This window comes from Amycolatopsis sp. NPDC114484, assembly GCF_055633755.1.
This window is the reverse complement of sequence record NZ_JBVKDQ010000003.1, coordinates 596,743-611,710: the sequence shown is the minus strand read 5'-3', so window position 1 is coordinate 611,710 and position 14,968 is coordinate 596,743. Positions and strand designations below refer to the sequence as shown.

The 14,968-nt window shown below is 68.5% G+C and carries 19 protein-coding genes and 1 tRNA gene; 11 read left to right on the top strand and 9 right to left on the bottom strand.

Annotated features, from left to right (window positions below):
• The first annotated feature begins 10 nt into the window (after positions 1-10).
• Both ACZ7SW_RS12135 and ACZ7SW_RS12130 read left to right on the top strand, forming a co-directional pair.
• On the top strand, positions 11-850 hold the full coding sequence (locus ACZ7SW_RS12135) for an AraC family transcriptional regulator (RefSeq protein ID WP_470230429.1): 840 nt from the start codon (positions 11-13) through the stop codon (positions 848-850).
• Positions 851-917: 67 nt separating this feature from the next.
• Complete coding sequence (locus ACZ7SW_RS12130) at positions 918-1,496, top strand: dihydrofolate reductase family protein (RefSeq protein ID WP_470230428.1); 579 nt, start codon at positions 918-920, stop codon at positions 1,494-1,496.
• 50 nt (positions 1,497-1,546) lie between these two features.
• Here ACZ7SW_RS12130 and bcp read toward each other — a convergent pair whose 3' ends face one another.
• The 5 genes from bcp to ACZ7SW_RS12105 all read right to left on the bottom strand — a co-directional run bounded on the left by bcp (position 1,547) and on the right by ACZ7SW_RS12105 (position 4,197).
• Positions 1,547-2,023 carry a thioredoxin-dependent thiol peroxidase gene (bcp, locus tag ACZ7SW_RS12125; RefSeq protein ID WP_470230427.1) on the bottom strand — a complete coding sequence of 159 codons (477 nt, stop codon included), beginning with the start codon at positions 2,021-2,023 and terminating at the stop codon, positions 1,547-1,549.
• Between the two features lie 15 nt (positions 2,024-2,038).
• A complete protein-coding gene (locus tag ACZ7SW_RS12120) occupies positions 2,039-2,578 on the bottom strand; it encodes a hypothetical protein (RefSeq protein ID WP_470230426.1) in 540 nt (179 codons plus the stop codon).
• 197 nt (positions 2,579-2,775) lie between these two features.
• Positions 2,776-2,958 (bottom strand): hypothetical protein, encoded by a 183-nt coding sequence (locus ACZ7SW_RS12115; protein WP_470230425.1) that lies wholly within the window; start codon positions 2,956-2,958, stop codon positions 2,776-2,778.
• 31 nt (positions 2,959-2,989) lie between these two features.
• The gene (locus tag ACZ7SW_RS12110) at positions 2,990-3,865 is read right to left on the bottom strand and encodes a LysR family transcriptional regulator (RefSeq protein ID WP_470230424.1); all 876 of its coding nucleotides are present in this window, start codon (positions 3,863-3,865) and stop codon (positions 2,990-2,992) included.
• A 197-nt stretch (positions 3,866-4,062) separates the two neighbouring features.
• Entirely contained in the window at positions 4,063-4,197 is a 135-nt protein-coding gene (locus ACZ7SW_RS12105; RefSeq protein ID WP_470230423.1) for a hypothetical protein, read from the bottom strand.
• Between the two features lie 151 nt (positions 4,198-4,348).
• On the opposite strand from ACZ7SW_RS12105, the gene ACZ7SW_RS12100 reads away from it, so the two are divergent.
• Positions 4,349-5,248, top strand: a complete 900-nt coding sequence (locus tag ACZ7SW_RS12100; protein ID WP_470230422.1) for an MBL fold metallo-hydrolase — start codon at positions 4,349-4,351, stop codon at positions 5,246-5,248.
• On the opposite strand, the gene ACZ7SW_RS12095 is transcribed toward ACZ7SW_RS12100, so the two are convergent.
• Complete coding sequence (locus ACZ7SW_RS12095) at positions 5,235-5,834, bottom strand: TetR/AcrR family transcriptional regulator (RefSeq protein WP_470230421.1); 600 nt, start codon at positions 5,832-5,834, stop codon at positions 5,235-5,237. The two genes, ACZ7SW_RS12100 and ACZ7SW_RS12095, sit on opposite strands and share 14 nt — an antisense overlap.
• Before the next feature lie 75 nt (positions 5,835-5,909).
• On the opposite strand from ACZ7SW_RS12095, the gene ACZ7SW_RS12090 reads away from it, so the two are divergent.
• The 6 genes from ACZ7SW_RS12090 to ACZ7SW_RS12065 all read left to right on the top strand — a co-directional run bounded on the left by ACZ7SW_RS12090 (position 5,910) and on the right by ACZ7SW_RS12065 (position 10,100).
• Complete coding sequence (locus tag ACZ7SW_RS12090; RefSeq protein WP_470230420.1) at positions 5,910-6,974, top strand: FAD-dependent oxidoreductase; 1,065 nt, start codon at positions 5,910-5,912, stop codon at positions 6,972-6,974.
• A 59-nt stretch (positions 6,975-7,033) separates the two neighbouring features.
• Positions 7,034-7,843, top strand: coding sequence for a metalloregulator ArsR/SmtB family transcription factor (locus ACZ7SW_RS12085; protein ID WP_470230419.1), 810 nt, complete (start codon positions 7,034-7,036; stop codon positions 7,841-7,843).
• The gene (locus ACZ7SW_RS12080; protein ID WP_470230418.1) at positions 7,840-8,430 is read left to right on the top strand and encodes a dihydrofolate reductase family protein; all 591 of its coding nucleotides are present in this window, start codon (positions 7,840-7,842) and stop codon (positions 8,428-8,430) included. Before ACZ7SW_RS12085 ends, ACZ7SW_RS12080 begins: the two co-directional genes overlap by 4 nt.
• Before the next feature lie 44 nt (positions 8,431-8,474).
• Positions 8,475-9,236 carry an SDR family NAD(P)-dependent oxidoreductase gene (locus tag ACZ7SW_RS12075; protein ID WP_470230417.1) on the top strand — a complete coding sequence of 254 codons (762 nt, stop codon included), beginning with the start codon at positions 8,475-8,477 and terminating at the stop codon, positions 9,234-9,236.
• 18 nt (positions 9,237-9,254) lie between these two features.
• Complete coding sequence (locus ACZ7SW_RS12070; protein WP_470230416.1) at positions 9,255-9,620, top strand: MerR family transcriptional regulator; 366 nt, start codon at positions 9,255-9,257, stop codon at positions 9,618-9,620.
• A 123-nt stretch (positions 9,621-9,743) separates the two neighbouring features.
• On the top strand, positions 9,744-10,100 hold the full coding sequence (locus tag ACZ7SW_RS12065) for a hypothetical protein (RefSeq protein ID WP_470230415.1): 357 nt from the start codon (positions 9,744-9,746) through the stop codon (positions 10,098-10,100).
• Positions 10,101-10,249: 149 nt separating this feature from the next.
• Here the strand turns inward: ACZ7SW_RS12065 and ACZ7SW_RS12060 are convergent.
• A tRNA-Leu gene (locus ACZ7SW_RS12060) sits at positions 10,250-10,323 on the bottom strand.
• 124 nt (positions 10,324-10,447) lie between these two features.
• Here ACZ7SW_RS12060 and ACZ7SW_RS12055 point away from each other — a divergent pair.
• The gene (locus ACZ7SW_RS12055) at positions 10,448-10,669 is read left to right on the top strand and encodes a DUF3618 domain-containing protein (protein WP_037358573.1); all 222 of its coding nucleotides are present in this window, start codon (positions 10,448-10,450) and stop codon (positions 10,667-10,669) included.
• A gap of 1,346 nt (positions 10,670-12,015) precedes the next feature.
• Here the strand turns inward: ACZ7SW_RS12055 and ACZ7SW_RS12050 are convergent.
• Positions 12,016-12,588, bottom strand: coding sequence for a hypothetical protein (locus ACZ7SW_RS12050; protein ID WP_470230414.1), 573 nt, complete (start codon positions 12,586-12,588; stop codon positions 12,016-12,018).
• Positions 12,589-12,808: 220 nt separating this feature from the next.
• Positions 12,809-13,408, bottom strand: a complete 600-nt coding sequence (locus ACZ7SW_RS12045; protein WP_470230413.1) for a TetR/AcrR family transcriptional regulator — start codon at positions 13,406-13,408, stop codon at positions 12,809-12,811.
• Positions 13,409-13,479: 71 nt separating this feature from the next.
• Between ACZ7SW_RS12045 and ACZ7SW_RS12040 the strand changes: the two genes are divergently transcribed.
• Complete coding sequence (locus ACZ7SW_RS12040) at positions 13,480-14,940, top strand: flavin-containing monooxygenase (protein ID WP_470230412.1); 1,461 nt, start codon at positions 13,480-13,482, stop codon at positions 14,938-14,940.
• Positions 14,941-14,968 lie beyond the last annotated feature (28 nt).

Genomic DNA, 14,968 nt, shown 5'->3' with positions numbered 1-14,968 from the left:
TGCTGTGGGCGTGGAGTACGTGTCCAGAGCGCCGCGACCGCCCCTGGACGGGCTGATCGACGACCTCTACTACCTGGCGGGCGCGCCGCCGTACGCCCGGCTGACGCTGCCACCGGCGCCGGCGGCGCTGCTCATCGTCAACCTCGGAGCACCGTTCCGCATCCGCTCCGGCACCGACCTGGAGACGGCCGAGTACCCCGACGGCTGCGTAATCACCATGCCGACCCGCGCGTACGAGTTCGGCTACCCGCCCCAGACCCGATCCGTCGGCGTGCACTTCAAACCGTGGGGCCTGGCCCCGTTCCTGCCGATGCCCGCGGCCGAACTGTGCGACCGGCCAGTGACGATAGAGCAGGTCTGGGGCCGCTCCGCCGTCTCAGAACTACGAGACCGCCTGGCCACGGCAAACAAACCGCAACAGATGCTGACACTGCTCGAAGATGAGCTGATGCGTCGGCTAAGCGAGACCGCAGGCTTGGGGCTGGTCCGCCACACGAGCAGCGTCATCGCGGCGACCACTGGGGCGGTGCCGATCGGCGACCTGAGCGAGTCAGCCGGGGTCAGCAGCACCCATCTGGCAAAGCGGTTCAAGGCACTAGTCGGCGTCACCCCGAAGCGCCTGGCCCGCACCCACCGCTTCACCGCCACCGTGTTCGCGCTAGACCCCACCGGCCCGATCGACTGGGGCGACCTCGCCGGTCGCGCGGGCTACTTCGACCAGGCCCATTTCGGCCACGAGTTCCGCGCCTTCACCGGCCTCACGCCAACCCAGTACGTCGGAGTCCGGCGGCGCTTCCTCCGCGACCACCCCGGCCACACGCTGAACAACTGGCCGCTGCCGACCGATTGATTTCTTACAAGAGCGACCGCTCGCCACCCGCTAATTTGGGGCCACCCCCCAAAGCAGAGGAGACCCCGTGGGCAAGGTCGTCATGTACAGCTCGGTGTCGGCAGACGGCTTCATCGCCGACGAAAACGACCAGCCCGGCCCGCTGTTCGACTGGTTGACCAGCGGCGACGTCCCGCTGGACGAAAGCGGCGCGCTCAAGGTCTCGCCGCCGTCCTACGACTACACCCGCCCGTACTGGGACCAGATCGGGGTAACGATCGCCGGCCGCCACGTCTTCGACCTGACAGACGGCTGGGACGGCAAGCCGCCAAGCGGAATCGACCACGTAGTCGTCGTAACGCACCGCCCAGCACCCGAAGGCTGGAACCCCGAGGCCCCGTTCCACTTCGTCGACGGCGTCAAGACAGCCGTAGCCACCGCACAAGAGCTGGCAGGCGACCGCGTAGTCGAAGTCGCCGCCGGAGACGTAGGCGGCCAGGCACTAGCCGCAGGTCTGGTCGACGAGGTGCGCATGGACGTCGTCCCGGTCGTCTTCGGATCCGGCAAACGCTACTTCGGCGCAGTCAACGCACAGCACCTGCTGGAGGATCCTGACGTGGTTCAGGGCGACCGGGTGCTTCACCTGCGCTATCAGGTGCGTCGCTGACCGAGCGCGCGGAGAGGCTTGTCCGGCCTCTCCGCGCGCCGGGAAACAATTCAGGAAGCGATCCCCAAATCCCGGATCAGCTTGGCCACATGCCCGGTAGCCCGCACGTTATAGGCGGCCTTGGCGATCTTTCCCTCCGCGTCCACGATGAACGTCGAGCGGATCACCCCCTGGACGATCCTCCCGTAATTCTTCTTCTCCCCGAACGCGCCCCACTCGGTGAGCACCGTCTTGTCCACATCGGACAACAACGGGAACGTCAACTTCTCCGCGGCCACGAACTTGGCCAGCTTCTCCGGCTTGTCCGGCGAAATCCCCAGCACCTGATATCCCGCGTCGTTCAACTCCGCGAGATTGTCCCGGAAATCGCAGGCCTGTTTAGTGCACCCCGGCGTGCTCGCCGCCGGGTAGAAGTACACCACCACGGCCTGGCCACGGAAGTCGCTGAGCGAGACGTTCTCGCCGGTGCTGTCCGGCAGGGTGAATCCGGGCGCTTCGTCGCCCACGGCAAGTCGCTGGTCGGTCATGGGGACGAGGGTAATTCAGGCGTCTCCGCAATATGTGACGACGGCGGGCTCGCCAGTGCTGGGCCGCACCTGCACCGCCATCCGGGCACTCTCGGCAGGCACCGCGAAAGCGAGCGTGACCTGCGTAGACCGGCCCGGCATCAGGTCCTTGCCCGCGTCGGAGACGCCGCCGAGCCCCTGCGTGGCGTCCACCACCTGCTTCGCCGGCTTCCCGGCGACCGTCGCGGTGACGGAAAGCCCGGACACCCGATACGGGTCCGTGCCGTTGTTCGTGACCTGGATGTAGAACGCCGCCGCACGCGGACTGCGCGGATACGCCGCCGGGCTCGGCTGGAACGACTGCGGGGCGGACAGCGAGACCGTGATCCCGCTGGCGAACCGGTGGTTGGCGCCGAACTGCAGGTCGCCGGACGCCTGCGCGGCCGCGGGCTGCGCCGCCGGGCTCCCGACGCCCATCGCGGCGGAGCCTTCCCGAGCGTTGACGCCGCCGCAGGCTGCCACGGAAAACAGCAGGCAGGCGGTCAACAACAGCTTCGGGGTGCGCGCGGGCGCCATCGCGGGGGTACTCCAGTCGGGGTGGGGCGGTGTGCCGTTCGGCGTAGCTGCCGAGCGGACCCGCTCCACTCTGGCGGCACTAATGCCGTCACGGTGCGGAAGACGCGGACCTGGTGTACAGCCGTGGCCGATCCGTGATCGAAGGAGCACTCCGGGTGACAGTCGTCACCACGATGTCAACAGGCTTAGGGCGGGATTCAGACCGCGAACGCGAACAACAGGATGAACACCGCGACGCCGCCGCCCCAGGCGACCATGAGCCAGCCGAAGTCGCGCACCGGATCGACCGCGCGGCTTTCCTCGCCGGGGATGTAGACGCCGCGGTTCTCGAACCAGTCCGCGCATTTGCGCAGGACCCGCAGCGGATTGCGTTCCGGCACGGCCCACACCTCCCCGATGTCCGGGCCCAGCCTACGGGTTCGCGGGGGTTTCGCGGCGGTCGAGCCCGGCGATGCGCACCGCGAGTTCGACGAACGAGCGGACCAGCGGCGGCGTCGAATCCTCGCGCCAGGCGACCACGAGCCGGCTCGGCGGATAGTCCGCCAGCGGGACCGTCGCGACGCCCTCGGGAAACGAATGCGCGAGCGGGGCGAGCCCGACGGTTCCGTTCCACAGCACGGCTTGCAGGCATTCGTGCACCGTCCGCACGACCGGCCCGCCTGCGACGCCGCCGCTCCAGAACGCCTGCCACCGCGGGTCGGTGCCGTCCGGGAACCGGAACCACGCCCGGTCGGCGAGTTCCTCCCGGCGCACCTGGTCGCGCCCGGCCAGCGGATCGTCCGCGCGCAGGACGACGCCCATCGGATCGGAGCGCAGCACGTGCGTGCGGATTCCGTTGGTGTCGAAGGGAATTCGGGTGAGTGCGACGTCCACGAGCCCGGCGCGCAGCCCGGTGGTCGGATCGGTGAGATCGGCCTCGCGGACGCTGATCCGCACGTCTGGATGCCGCTTGCGGAACTCGCCGGCGAGCCGGATCCCGACCGGTTCCGAACTGTCGGCGAGAGTGCCGAGCGTGAGCGTCCCAGACCCAGCCGCCGCGGCGACCCTCGCGCGGGCTTGGTCCGCACCCGCGAGCAGAGTGCGTGCCTCGTCGTAGAGCGCGGTTCCAGCGGCGGTGAGCACGACCCCGGACGGCGAACGGTCCAGCAAGGCCGCGCCGAGATCGGTTTCGAGCTGCTTGATCGCACGACTCAGCGGCGGCTGGGTCATATGCAGCCGCGCCGCCGCCCGGCCGAAGTGGCGCTCCTCGGCGACCGCGACGAAGTACCGGAGCGAACGGAGATCCACAACCAGCGACAATACCCGTGCGGCGCTGTCGGAAGGCGCGTCGACGAGTTGGCTGGATGTTCGGCTGTGTCGAACGAGATGCCGTCGCTCCGTGTGGCGCGGGGGCGGCAGTCTGAAATGGGAAGGGGGATGGTCTAGCGTCCGCTGTGATTGGGGTTGCAGAACAAACTTCCGGCTCACGGCGCGGAGATCGGTATTCACCTGCCATCGCACGGATCCTCGCTGGACACGTGCACCGGTTCGATCATGCCTTCCCGGGCGGCGGCGATCATCCAGTTCAGCGCGGCCTTCGTCGCCAGCTCGGCGAGGCGATCCAACGAACCCGCCGCCATCACATCATCTGGGCAAACGGGCCAGAACCATGCCCTACCTCAGGCAATACCCATGCGGTATCGGAAAAAGCGGATCGGTCTTGGACACCGCACAAGCTGGCCGCTGGACTGGAACAGTCACTGATCCCGCGTCCCCGAGGAGCACCCGCCCATGCCCGACTACCCGCACCCCGATCCCGTCGTGCAGACCTCGCACGTGCGCGAACTCGCCCGCGACCTCGTCGTGGTCCCGAACCAAGGCGTGCAGCTGGTGCCGAACGTCGGGATCATCGGCGGGACCCATTCCGTGCTCGTCGTCGAGACCGGCATGGGCTCGCGCAATGCGGAAACCGTGCTGAAATTCGCGACCGAGTACGCGCGCGGCCGCCGGATTTTCCTTACCACCACGCATTTCCACCCCGAGCACGCGTTCGGCGCGCAGACCTTCGCCGGGGCCGCGACCTACCTGGTCAACCGCGCGCAGGCGACCGACCTCGTCGCGAAAGGGCCCGGTTACCTGCAGATGTTCACCGGGCTGGGGGAGCCGGTCGCGCGGCAGCTGGAGGGCGTCGAACTGCCGACCCCGGACGTCGTCTACGACTCGTCGCACGACCTCGACCTCGGCGGGCGCGTCGTGCAGTTGCGCGCGACCGGCCGGGCGCACAGCAAGGGCGACCAGGTCGTGACGGTTCCGGACGCGGGCGTCCTGTTCACCGGCGACCTCGCCGAGACCGGTCAGTTCGCGATCTTCCCGTGGTTCCCGCCGCACGACACCGACGTGTCCGGGATCCGCTGGATCGAGGTCATGCGGAAGCTTTCGCGGCAGCGACCGGAAATCGTCGTCCCCGGCCACGGCGACATCAGCGGTCCGGAACTGCTCGACGACCTGCGTGCCTACCTCGAACTGCTGCGCGACGAGACCTGGCGGCGCCGCGATTCGGAGATGGACGAGGCGACTGTGATCGCGGAGGTGCGGGGCGAGCTGATCCAGCGGCACCCGGAATGGGAAGGCCGCGAGTGGATCGACACCGCGGTGGCGTGCCTGTGCGCGGAGCACGTCAGTCGCGTTTGAGCAACGGCCCCAGCGTCTTCACGATGGCCTGCCGCGTCGCTTCGGTGCGCTGATCGGCGGTGAGCTCGTCGGCGCGGTCGAGCATGGCCTGCGACGCGCCGCGCACCGCACCGGCGAACGCGCCGGTCAACGTGCGGGCGGTGAGGTCGTCGAGTTCGTCGGGGAAGGCTTCGGCGAGGATTTCGGCGATCCGGCGTTCGGCGTTGAACTGGATTTGCAGCGCTCGGCCCTGCAAGGCGGGCACGGTCTGGAGCAGCCGCATCCGCAACGGGGTCAGCTTGCCGACGATGTCGTCGCTGACCTCGCCGCCGTCGGAAAGGACGCGGACCAGCAGGTCGATCGGCCGGTCGTCCGGGGCGCGGTTCGCGAGGGCGTCGAGCAAGGCCTGAACCCGGCTCTCGGCGTCCGGGAACACCAGTTCTTCCTTGCTGGCGAAGTAGCTGAAGAACGTGCGCGTGCCGATCTCGGCGGCCGCGGCGATGTCGGCGATGGTCGTCTCGTCGTAGCCGTTGCGCTCGAAGAGGTCCGTCGCCGCGTCGATCAGGGCTTGGCGGGTGCGGGCGCGTTTGCGATCACGGAGAGACACTCCGGGAGCGTACGACATCGGGTGCAAACCCGCACTCATTGCAAATCTGCACTGAGTGCGGTTATCGTCGGGTGCATGACTCGTGACGTCCTCGTGTGCGGTGCCGGGATCGCTGGCTCGACCCTCGCGTTCTGGTTGGCGCGCAACGGTTTCCGGTCGACCGTCATAGAACGGTCGGCTGGCCAGCGCAGCAGCGGCAACCCGGTGGACGTCCGCGGCGACGCGATGGAGGTGGCCGACGCGATGGGCGTCGTGCCGCGATTGCGCGAGGTCGCGACGCACGCGCAGCGGCTGCGGGTGCTCAACGCGCGTGGGCGTTCGGTCACCACCGTGCGGATGGCGGTGCGCAAGGAGATCGAGGTCCCGCGCGCCGATCTGGCCTCCGCGTTATTCGAATCGGCACGCGACGACGCGGAGATTCTCTTCGGCGACAGCATTACCGCGTTGCAGCAGGACGACGGCGGGGTCGACGTCACCTTCGAGCACGCTGCGCCGCGCCGGTTCGACCTGGTGATCGGCGCGGACGGGGTGCACTCGACGGTGCGACGGCTCGTGTTCGGCGCCGAGGAGAAGTTCGTCCGGCACGCCGGGCTGTACGTCGGGACGGTGTCTCTCGGCGAGCCGTCCGACTATCCGGAGGACGTGGTCCTGCTGAACACCCCGGGCAGGCTCGCGGCGATCCATCCGGTGCGGGGAAACTCCGGTGTCGCGTTCATTTTCCGCGCGCCGAATCCCGGGCAGGGCAAGGAAATCGTGTCCGCTGCCTACCAGGGCCTCGGCTGGCGAGTCCCGGAGTTGCTGGCCCGCTTCGAAGCCGCGGACGACGTGTTCTTCGACGCCGTCGCCGTGGTTGATCCGCCGAAGTGGTCCCGCGGCCGGGTCGCGCTGGTCGGCGATGCGGCGTCGTGCGTCTCGCTGCTCGGCGACGGTTCGAGCCTCGCGATCGTCGGGGCGCGCACCCTGGCCACGGCGCTCGTTGAAGGCACCCCCGCCGAGGCGTTCGCGCACTACGAGGCGACTCATCGAGCGCGCGTGACGCCCAAGCAGCGCGGGGTCCGGACTGCGGCTTCGATGCTGGTCCCGCGGACGAAGCCGGGACTGGCAGTCCGCAACCTCGCCGCTCGGCTGCTGCCCAGCTGACACCCGAGGCAAAAAGAATTCCTTGACACGAATATTCGATAAGGTGAATACTTCAGTGCATGGACGGGATCGCCTCAGCACTCGCAGACACCACCCGGTGGCAGCTGGTCGGGCTGCTCGCTGAACGGCCGCGGTCGGTCGGCGAGCTGGCCGAGCTGACCGGGCTGCGGCAGCCGCAGACGACCAAGCACCTGCAGACCCTCGCCCGCGCCGGCCTGGTCACCATGGCCCCGCTCGGCCAGCGCCGGGTCTACGCGGCCGAAGCGGCTCCGCTGCGAGAATTCGCCGACCAGCTCCAGAAGCTGGCCGCGACGATCGAGGCGCACTCGGGGGAGCGCGACGTGCTCGACCGCTACCGCGCGGCGATCGAAGCCGATACCGCTGCGGCGGACCGGGATCGCTGGGCCGATGGTCGCGCGTTCTCCTTCGAGCGCGTGCTGCCGGTGCCGCCGGAAACGGTCTGGCGGTACTGGACGGACGCCGGGCTGCTGGCGTCGTGGTGGGTCCCGCCGTCCCTGACTGTCACCGAGTGTGTCCTCGAACCGAAACCGGGCGGGCGCGTCGTTCTCGCCTACCGCGACGCTGAGGGCACTTACCGCTCGGAAGGACAGGTCCGGACCGTTCGCGAAACCGAGCGGCTCGTGTTCGACCTGTCGGTGCTGGACGCGGCCGGAGCCATCGCGTTCAGCGGCCACTACGACCTCGCCCTCGCCGTAGCGGCGAACGGCGGCGCCCAGCTGCGGCTGGGCCTGGAGATCAGCGCGACGACCGTCGAGGCCGTGTCCGCCATCGCCGGAATCGAAACCGGCTGGGGACAGGTCCTCGACCACCTCACCGAAGTCATCACCCGAAAGGAAGCCCAGTCATGACCGAGCGTCGTGTCACCGCCAACCTCGCCCTGACCCTCGACGGCCGCTACCACGGCCCGGAAGGCCCCGGCGACATGAGCGCGATCATCCCGTACGTCACCACCGAGACCGCCCGCAACCAGATGACCCGCATCTGGGAGAACGCGACGACCGCACTGCTCGGCCGCCGCAACGCGGAAGGATTCCTCGGCTTCTGGCCGACCGTCGCCGCCGACGAGAACGCCGACCCGCGCGACCGCGGCTACGCGAAGTGGTTGGTGGAAACGGAAAAGGTGGTCCTGTCGAGCACTCTGAACGAGTCGCCGTGGGAGCGCACGCGCATCGTGAACGCGCCCGCCGCCGAGGTCGTCGCCTCGCTCAAGGCCGACGGCGAGGGCGACATCCTGGTCAACAGCAGCGTCAGCGTGATCAAGGCGCTGCTGGCCGAGGACCTGATCGACCGGCTGTACCTGATCATCTGCCCGCAAATCGCCGGCGGCGGCCCGCGCCTGTTCGACGACGGCCTGCCGGGTACTAAGTGGACAGTCGCGCACCAGGAGACCGGCGATCTCGGCGAAGTGGCCCTGGTTTACGACCGCGTGCGCTGAGCGGCTTGACCTTCACGCATACGGCAATGTTTAGCGTCGATCGCATGAGTGAAGGACAGTTTCAAGACAAGGCCGTGATCGTCACCGGCGGCGGGACGGGCATCGGACAGGTCACCGCACGCGAGTTCGCCCGGCAGGGCGCGAACGTCCTGGTCGTCGGCCGGACGGAGCTCCGGCTCGCCGAGACCGCGGAGGGCTTCCCGTCGATCCGCCCGTTCGCCGCCGACATCACCGAGGCGGGTGCCGCGGAGGCGATTATCGCTGCGGCGCTTGCCGAATTCGGCCGGATCGACGTGCTGGTGAACAACGCGGGCATCGTCGAACCGGCCGCGCTGGGAGAGATCAAGCCGGGTGCTTTCGACGGGGTGGTCGCGACGAACCTGCTCGCGCCGGTCTACCTCGTGCAGGCCGCGATGCCGCACCTGAGCGAGAGCAAGGGCGCGGTGGTCAACGTGACGACCGCGATCGGGCAACGCGGATGGCCGATGGCGGGCCGGGAGTTCTACGCGGCGACGAAAGCCGCCCTTGAGTCGCTGACCCGCAGCTGGGCAGTGCAACTCGCCCCGAGCGGCATCCGCGTCACCGCGGTCGCACCCGGCCCGGTCGCCACCGAGATCTACGCCCGCGAGGGCCTGACCGCCGAGCAGGCCCAAGCGCAGCACGCCTCCCTGCAGGCGATGGTGCCCTTGCGGCGCCTTGCCCAGCCCGAAGAAGTCGCGCACTGGATCGTCCAGCTCGCCAGCCCCAGCGCGGAATACCTCACTGGCGTGGTGCTGCCCGTCGACGGCGGCGCAGTGATCGCTTAGCGGCGTACGCTCGGGTCGGTGCGGATCGGAGAGCTGGCGAAGGCCACCGGAGTCACCACCAGGGCGCTGCGGTTCTACGAGGAGCAGGGGCTGTTGACCGCCGCCCGCTCCCACAACGGGTACCGGCATTACGACGAGGCCGCGATCGAGCGGGTGGCGAACATCCGCTACCTGCTCGATTCGGGGCTCACCGTGGAGGACATCCGCCCGCTGGGCTCGTGCCTCCAAGGCGACCTGCCCTCGCGGCGGTTGTCCTCGAGCGCGGTGGCGCTGGTCAACCGGCGGTTGGCTGTACTGGACGAACGCATCGCGGCCTTGACCCAGGCCCGGGAGCAGCTGTCCTCACGAGCGAGCGCGGCTCGTGGCGACGTTGCTTGCGGCTGACGCGGTTTTAGCCGGTGCTTAATTGCTTGTCCGGCACTGCGCGGCGTTCCTAGCCTGAAAGGTGCTTGACCGGTTTTCGCATTCCCGCGAAGCCCGGTTCTCACCACCGCAAAGGGGAGCGCGATGAGAATGTTGCGAGGTGTCGGGGTAATTGTCGCCTGCGGGTTGCTGGTCGGCCCGATGGCGGTGTCGGCCAGCGCGCAGCCGCAGCGTGCGGCTGGTCAGGACGCCAAGGCCCGCTTGCAGGATTGCAGCTGGTGCGGGTTCCAGCCGAGGATCAACATGAGCGTGCGGAAGTGGCCGAGGCTGGAGAATTCGCCGTGGGTCGACGACGTGGAAGAATGGACGGTATACCCGGATTACTGCTGGACCGACTGGGGTGAGGGAAAGTGGGACAAGGTCTCCGGGAAATACCAGAACGTGGGTTTCGTGCCGGAGAGCAACATCGCGTTCTGGGTCGGATCGCCGCCGCACTGCTGACGGTGCGGGTTTCCGCTCTGGGATGAACTGAACTCAACTGACGGTTCGGGCTGTTCTGACGAGCGGACGGTCACGCGAAGACGACGCGGCCCCGGTCGGCACTCGCCGACCGGGGCTTCGCCGATGTCCTGCTGAGCAGAGCGTGCGGGTGGGGCCGGAGAGACTCGAACTCTCACTGGCACGGACCTAAACCGTGTGCCTCTGCCAATTGGGCTACGGCCCCCAAGAACCAGGTGTGATCGTAGCGCGCGCCACGTTCGGGTCGGCTCGGCGTGGCCAGTCGCCGTCGCGCGGGGGTTGTCCTCTACCGTGGACCGCCTACAGTCCGACTGCGGCGAGGAGGGCACGTGGCTCGCGACCCCGAGACCATCGAGCGTGAGATCGAGCAGGCGAGGACCGCTTTGGCGGCGACCCTCGACCAGCTGGGCACGAAGGCCAATCCGCAGAAACTCGCCGAACAGGCGAAGGACGGCGTGCGCGCGAAGCTCGACAACCCGAAGGTCAAGTACCCGCTGATCGGGGCTGGCGTGCTGGTGGCCGTGCTGCTGGTGCGAAAGCTGTTCCGCTGACGGTTCGCCTCCCGCGCCGAGGCTCCGGGCCTTCGCTGGTTCCGGGGCGGGCTGCCGGGTCTTCGTGGGGGCCTCCGGTTCGATCTGGCTTGCGCGGCATGGGCGATTTGCCTGCAGTGGTTTGGGCGATCTTCCCGCGCGGCGGGAGTGACCTGCTCGCGCGATTTGGGTGATCTGCCCTCGCGGCACGAGTGACCTGCCTGCGCGACTTGGGCGATCCGCTCTCGCGGCGTGAATGACCTGCCCCGCGCAGCCTGAATGATTCGCCTGCTGAGGCTTGAGCGAGTTGCCTGTGTGGCCCGGGTGACCTGCCTGTACGGCTGAGCGATTTACCTGCCACGCGGGCTGGGCGACGTGCCTACGCGGCTTGAGCGACCTGCCTGCGTGGTTTTAGCGGCCTTCCTGCGCGGGCTGAGCGACCTGCTTACGTGGCTTGGGGCGATTTGCCTGCCGCGGGCTGAGTGACCCGCGTGTGCGGGCCGAGTGATTTGCCTGCCGCAGCTTGAGTGACCTGCCTGCGCGGCTTGGGCGATTTGCCTGTCGCGGGCTGAGCGACCCGCCTGCGTGGTCCGAGTGATCTGCTTGCCCGCAGCCTGCGCGACCTGCTTGCGCGGCGTGAGCGACTTGCCTAGGCCTTCCGGGAGATCGGCTGGGAGCGGCACCGGTGCCCCGCGCTGGCGCGTTCGCACGTTGCGCGGCTCGTGTCAGCTCACCCGGTTACCCCGCGTCGCCTCTCCGGCGGGGGCTGCTCGGCGGGGCGTGAGCTGCCGAATACGGGCTGTTTCCTCCCCGGATGGCGGATCGACAGCCTTGATCGTCACGGCGGGTTAACTCCGTGAGAAGTGCCACTGAACCAGGGGTCACTCATTCGGCGGTCGCCCGCCTGGGTCGGTTTGGGGGAGCACGTTCGCCGCATTGGGCTACCCCGCCTGGGTGACGCATCGGTTTTCATCCCGCTGTACGGGGCATAGCCGACTGTTTGCGGGCTAGATCAGGAGAGGGGTGCCGGGACCGTCTCCGGACGTCGTGCGGGCGGATCTGCGGTGCGGAAGCGCGCGGAGCTGCCTTCTGTCGAGATCGTCCTAGTCGGCCGGTGGCTGGCCTGCCGGTGGGCGGGAGTCAGCGGGGTCAGGCAAGCGGCTCAGTGCGAGGTCAGTCGTCGGCGACCTGGCGCAAGAGCCTGAAGCCGCGGCCCGCGGGCGTCCGAGTGCGAGGCGGGCATCGGCGAGTTGGCCCCAAACGCCCGGCTGCGCAAGGGGGCGCGAATCAGCGCACAGCAAAAAGCCCGCGAAAGACGAGCTGCGGAAAAGCCCAAAAACGCGAGCCGCGCGGAGAAACAGTGCAGGTCAGGCGCGTGCGACCGGCGGCGTGGCCGACGCGCCGGCGGTCACACCGGGGCGGCTCGCTTCGTCGGGCTTGCGGTCTTCGACCTCTTTCGGGAGCTGCTTGCTCGGCGGCAGCGCCGGTTTGGCGGGCTGCTCGGGAGCCTTCTCCGCGGCGGGCTTCTCCGAGGAGGCCTTCGCGGCAGCAGTACCACCAGCAGTGGCCGAAGCAGCAGTACCACCAGCAGCACCGGCACCAGCGGCCGGAGCAGTGGCCGGGGCTTCCGTCTTGCCGGAGTCCGAAGCGGCCGCACTCGCCTTGGCTCCGCCAGAAGGCGGGATTTCCAGCGGTGCGATCTCCGGCAGCGTCAGGCGGGCGGCCATGTACGCGCTGGTGAACTCCAGTGCGTTGCCGTTCAGCAGGTGCACGACCGTGGGACGCTCGTTCGGGGCGAGCTTCTCCACGAGCTGGTCGGCCCGGTCGCGGGCGGCGATGATGCCGGGCGCCTTGCCGGTCAGCTCCTTGCCACGGCCGCTGACGGTGATCGTCCAGTCGTCGTTGTCGTGCTCGTATGTCGCCGTGATCGTTTCCACCACTGCCTCACCCCTCTCGTCATCAGCATGCGTCACAGGTCGAGACCCGGCCACCGCAAACTCATGACGCGATTCCTGCTTGCCGGCCGCTGGCGCGACACTCAGTGTGTCTTTCTACCGTGTCATCGATACCGCATGAAAACTCTGTGTCACAAGTAACGGGACGAGATGTGCGCTGAGTGACGACCGAATGGCCTAATGCACGGTCATCTTCACGTGCAAGTCAGATCGCACGCTGTGACAACCCGGCCCACAGCAGATCCATGGCGTACTCGGTCGCCTTCTCCGGGGTCACCTCCGGGAAGCGCTCGCACCAGATCGCCAGCCGCTCGCAGGCCCCGACGACGAACTCGGCCGACGCCTCGGCTCGCAGGGTGTCCTCGCTGTCGAAGTAACCGCTCATCAACGCCGTGATCAGGTCGGTCTGCTGGCGGCGGGTTTCTTCGATCTCGTCCGCGGCTGGGGTCCCGATCAGCGCCATCTCGTGCCGCAGCAGCGACCAGGCCTGGCGGCGCTCGCGGATGAAGACGAAGAACGCCAGCAGCCCGCGCCGCAGCGCGTCCTGGGCGGACTCCGCGCCGACGATCGAATGCTCGGTGGCCTCTTGCAGCGCCGCCCGCGACTGCCGGATGCACGCCAGCAGCAGGCCCTCTTTCGAGTTGAAGTACTCGTACAGCATCGGCTTGGACACGCCGACCAGTTCCGCGATTTCGTCCATCGACGCCATCGCGTAGCCGCGCTCGCCGAAAACCTGCTCGGCGACCTCGATCATCTGCCGTTCCCGCTCGGCTCGGGGCATGCGCTTGCGCTTGGCGGTGGTCATGGCGCACACTCTACCGCCAGTAACCTACTCCGAGTAAGCTGGACTTCGGGTAACAGTTAACGGGAGGACGCATGGGCAATCGCACCGAGACCGGCGTGATCGTGGTCGGCACCGGGTTCTCCGGGCTCGGCATGGCGATTCAGCTGCGCAAGGACGGCCGCGACGACTTCGTGGTTCTCGAGAAGGCGCGGGACGTCGGCGGGACCTGGCGCGACAACAGCTACCCCGGTTGCGCCTGCGACATCCCGTCGCACATGTACTCCTTCTCCTTCGAGCAGAACCCCGGCTGGTCGCGCGCGTACTCGCCGCAGCCGGAGATCTACGAGTACATGCGCGGCGTCGCGGACAAGTACGACCTGCGCCGCTTCATCCGCTTCGGCCAGGAGATGACCGGCGCGCGCTGGGACGCCGAGGAGAACCGCTGGCGCGTCAGCACCCGGGGCGGCGACGAGTTCGTGGCCCCGGCGCTGGTCGCGGGCGTCGGCGCGCTGCACCGGCCGATGATCCCCGACCTGCCGGGCATCGAACGGTTCAAGGGACGCGCGTTCCACTCCGCCGAGTGGGAGCACGACTTCGACTTCGCCGGCAAACGCGTCGCGGTGGTCGGCACCGGGGCCAGCGCGGTCCAGTTCGTGCCGAAGATCGCGCCGGAGACGGCCGAGCTGACGCTGTTCCAGCGCACGCCTCCGTGGGTGATGCCGAAGGCCGACCGCGACATGCCGGGCTGGCTGCGCGGGCTGTTCCGCGCGGTGCCGCCGGTGCAGCGGCTGTACCGGAATTTCCTTTACTGGGCACTGGAAGCGCGCGCGATCGGCTTCAACGGCCAGCCGTGGATCATGAAGATCGGGCAGCGGCTGGCGAAGAGCAACATCGACCGCGCGGTGTCGGATCCGGAGCTGCGCGCCAAGCTGACCCCGGACTACACCATGGGCTGCAAACGCGTGCTCATCTCGAACGACTACTACCCGGCGCTGGCCCGCGACAACGTCGACGTGGTCACCGACGGCGTCGCCGAGGTGCGTGAGCACAGCATCGTCGACAACGCCGGCGTCGAGCACGAGGTGGACGCGATCGTCTACGGCACCGGGTTCCACGTGACCGACGCGTTCGACAGCCTGGAAATCGTCGGCCGCGACGGGCGGAACCTCGCGAAGGAGTGGGCGAGCGAGGGAATGCGGACGCACCTCGGGATCACCGTGAACGGCTTCCCGAACCTGTTCTTCCTGCTCGGGCCGAACACCGGGCTGGGGCACAACTCGGTGGTCTTCATGATCGAGGCGCAGATTTCCTATATCGCGCAGGCGTTGCGGCTGGCGGGCGACCGGGCGCTGGACCCGCGCGAGGACGTGCAGGAGCGGTTCAACGCCGAGGTGCAGCGGAAACTCGACCGGGGCATCTGGACCCAGGGCGGCTGCAAGAGCTGGTACCTGGACGCGAAGGGCGTGAACCGGACGCTGTGGCCGGGCTTCACCTGGCGGTACTGGCTGGACACCCGGACGGTGCGGCGGGAGGACTACGAACTGCTCGGGTGATGCGGCACGAGGGGGACTTTCGCGACGG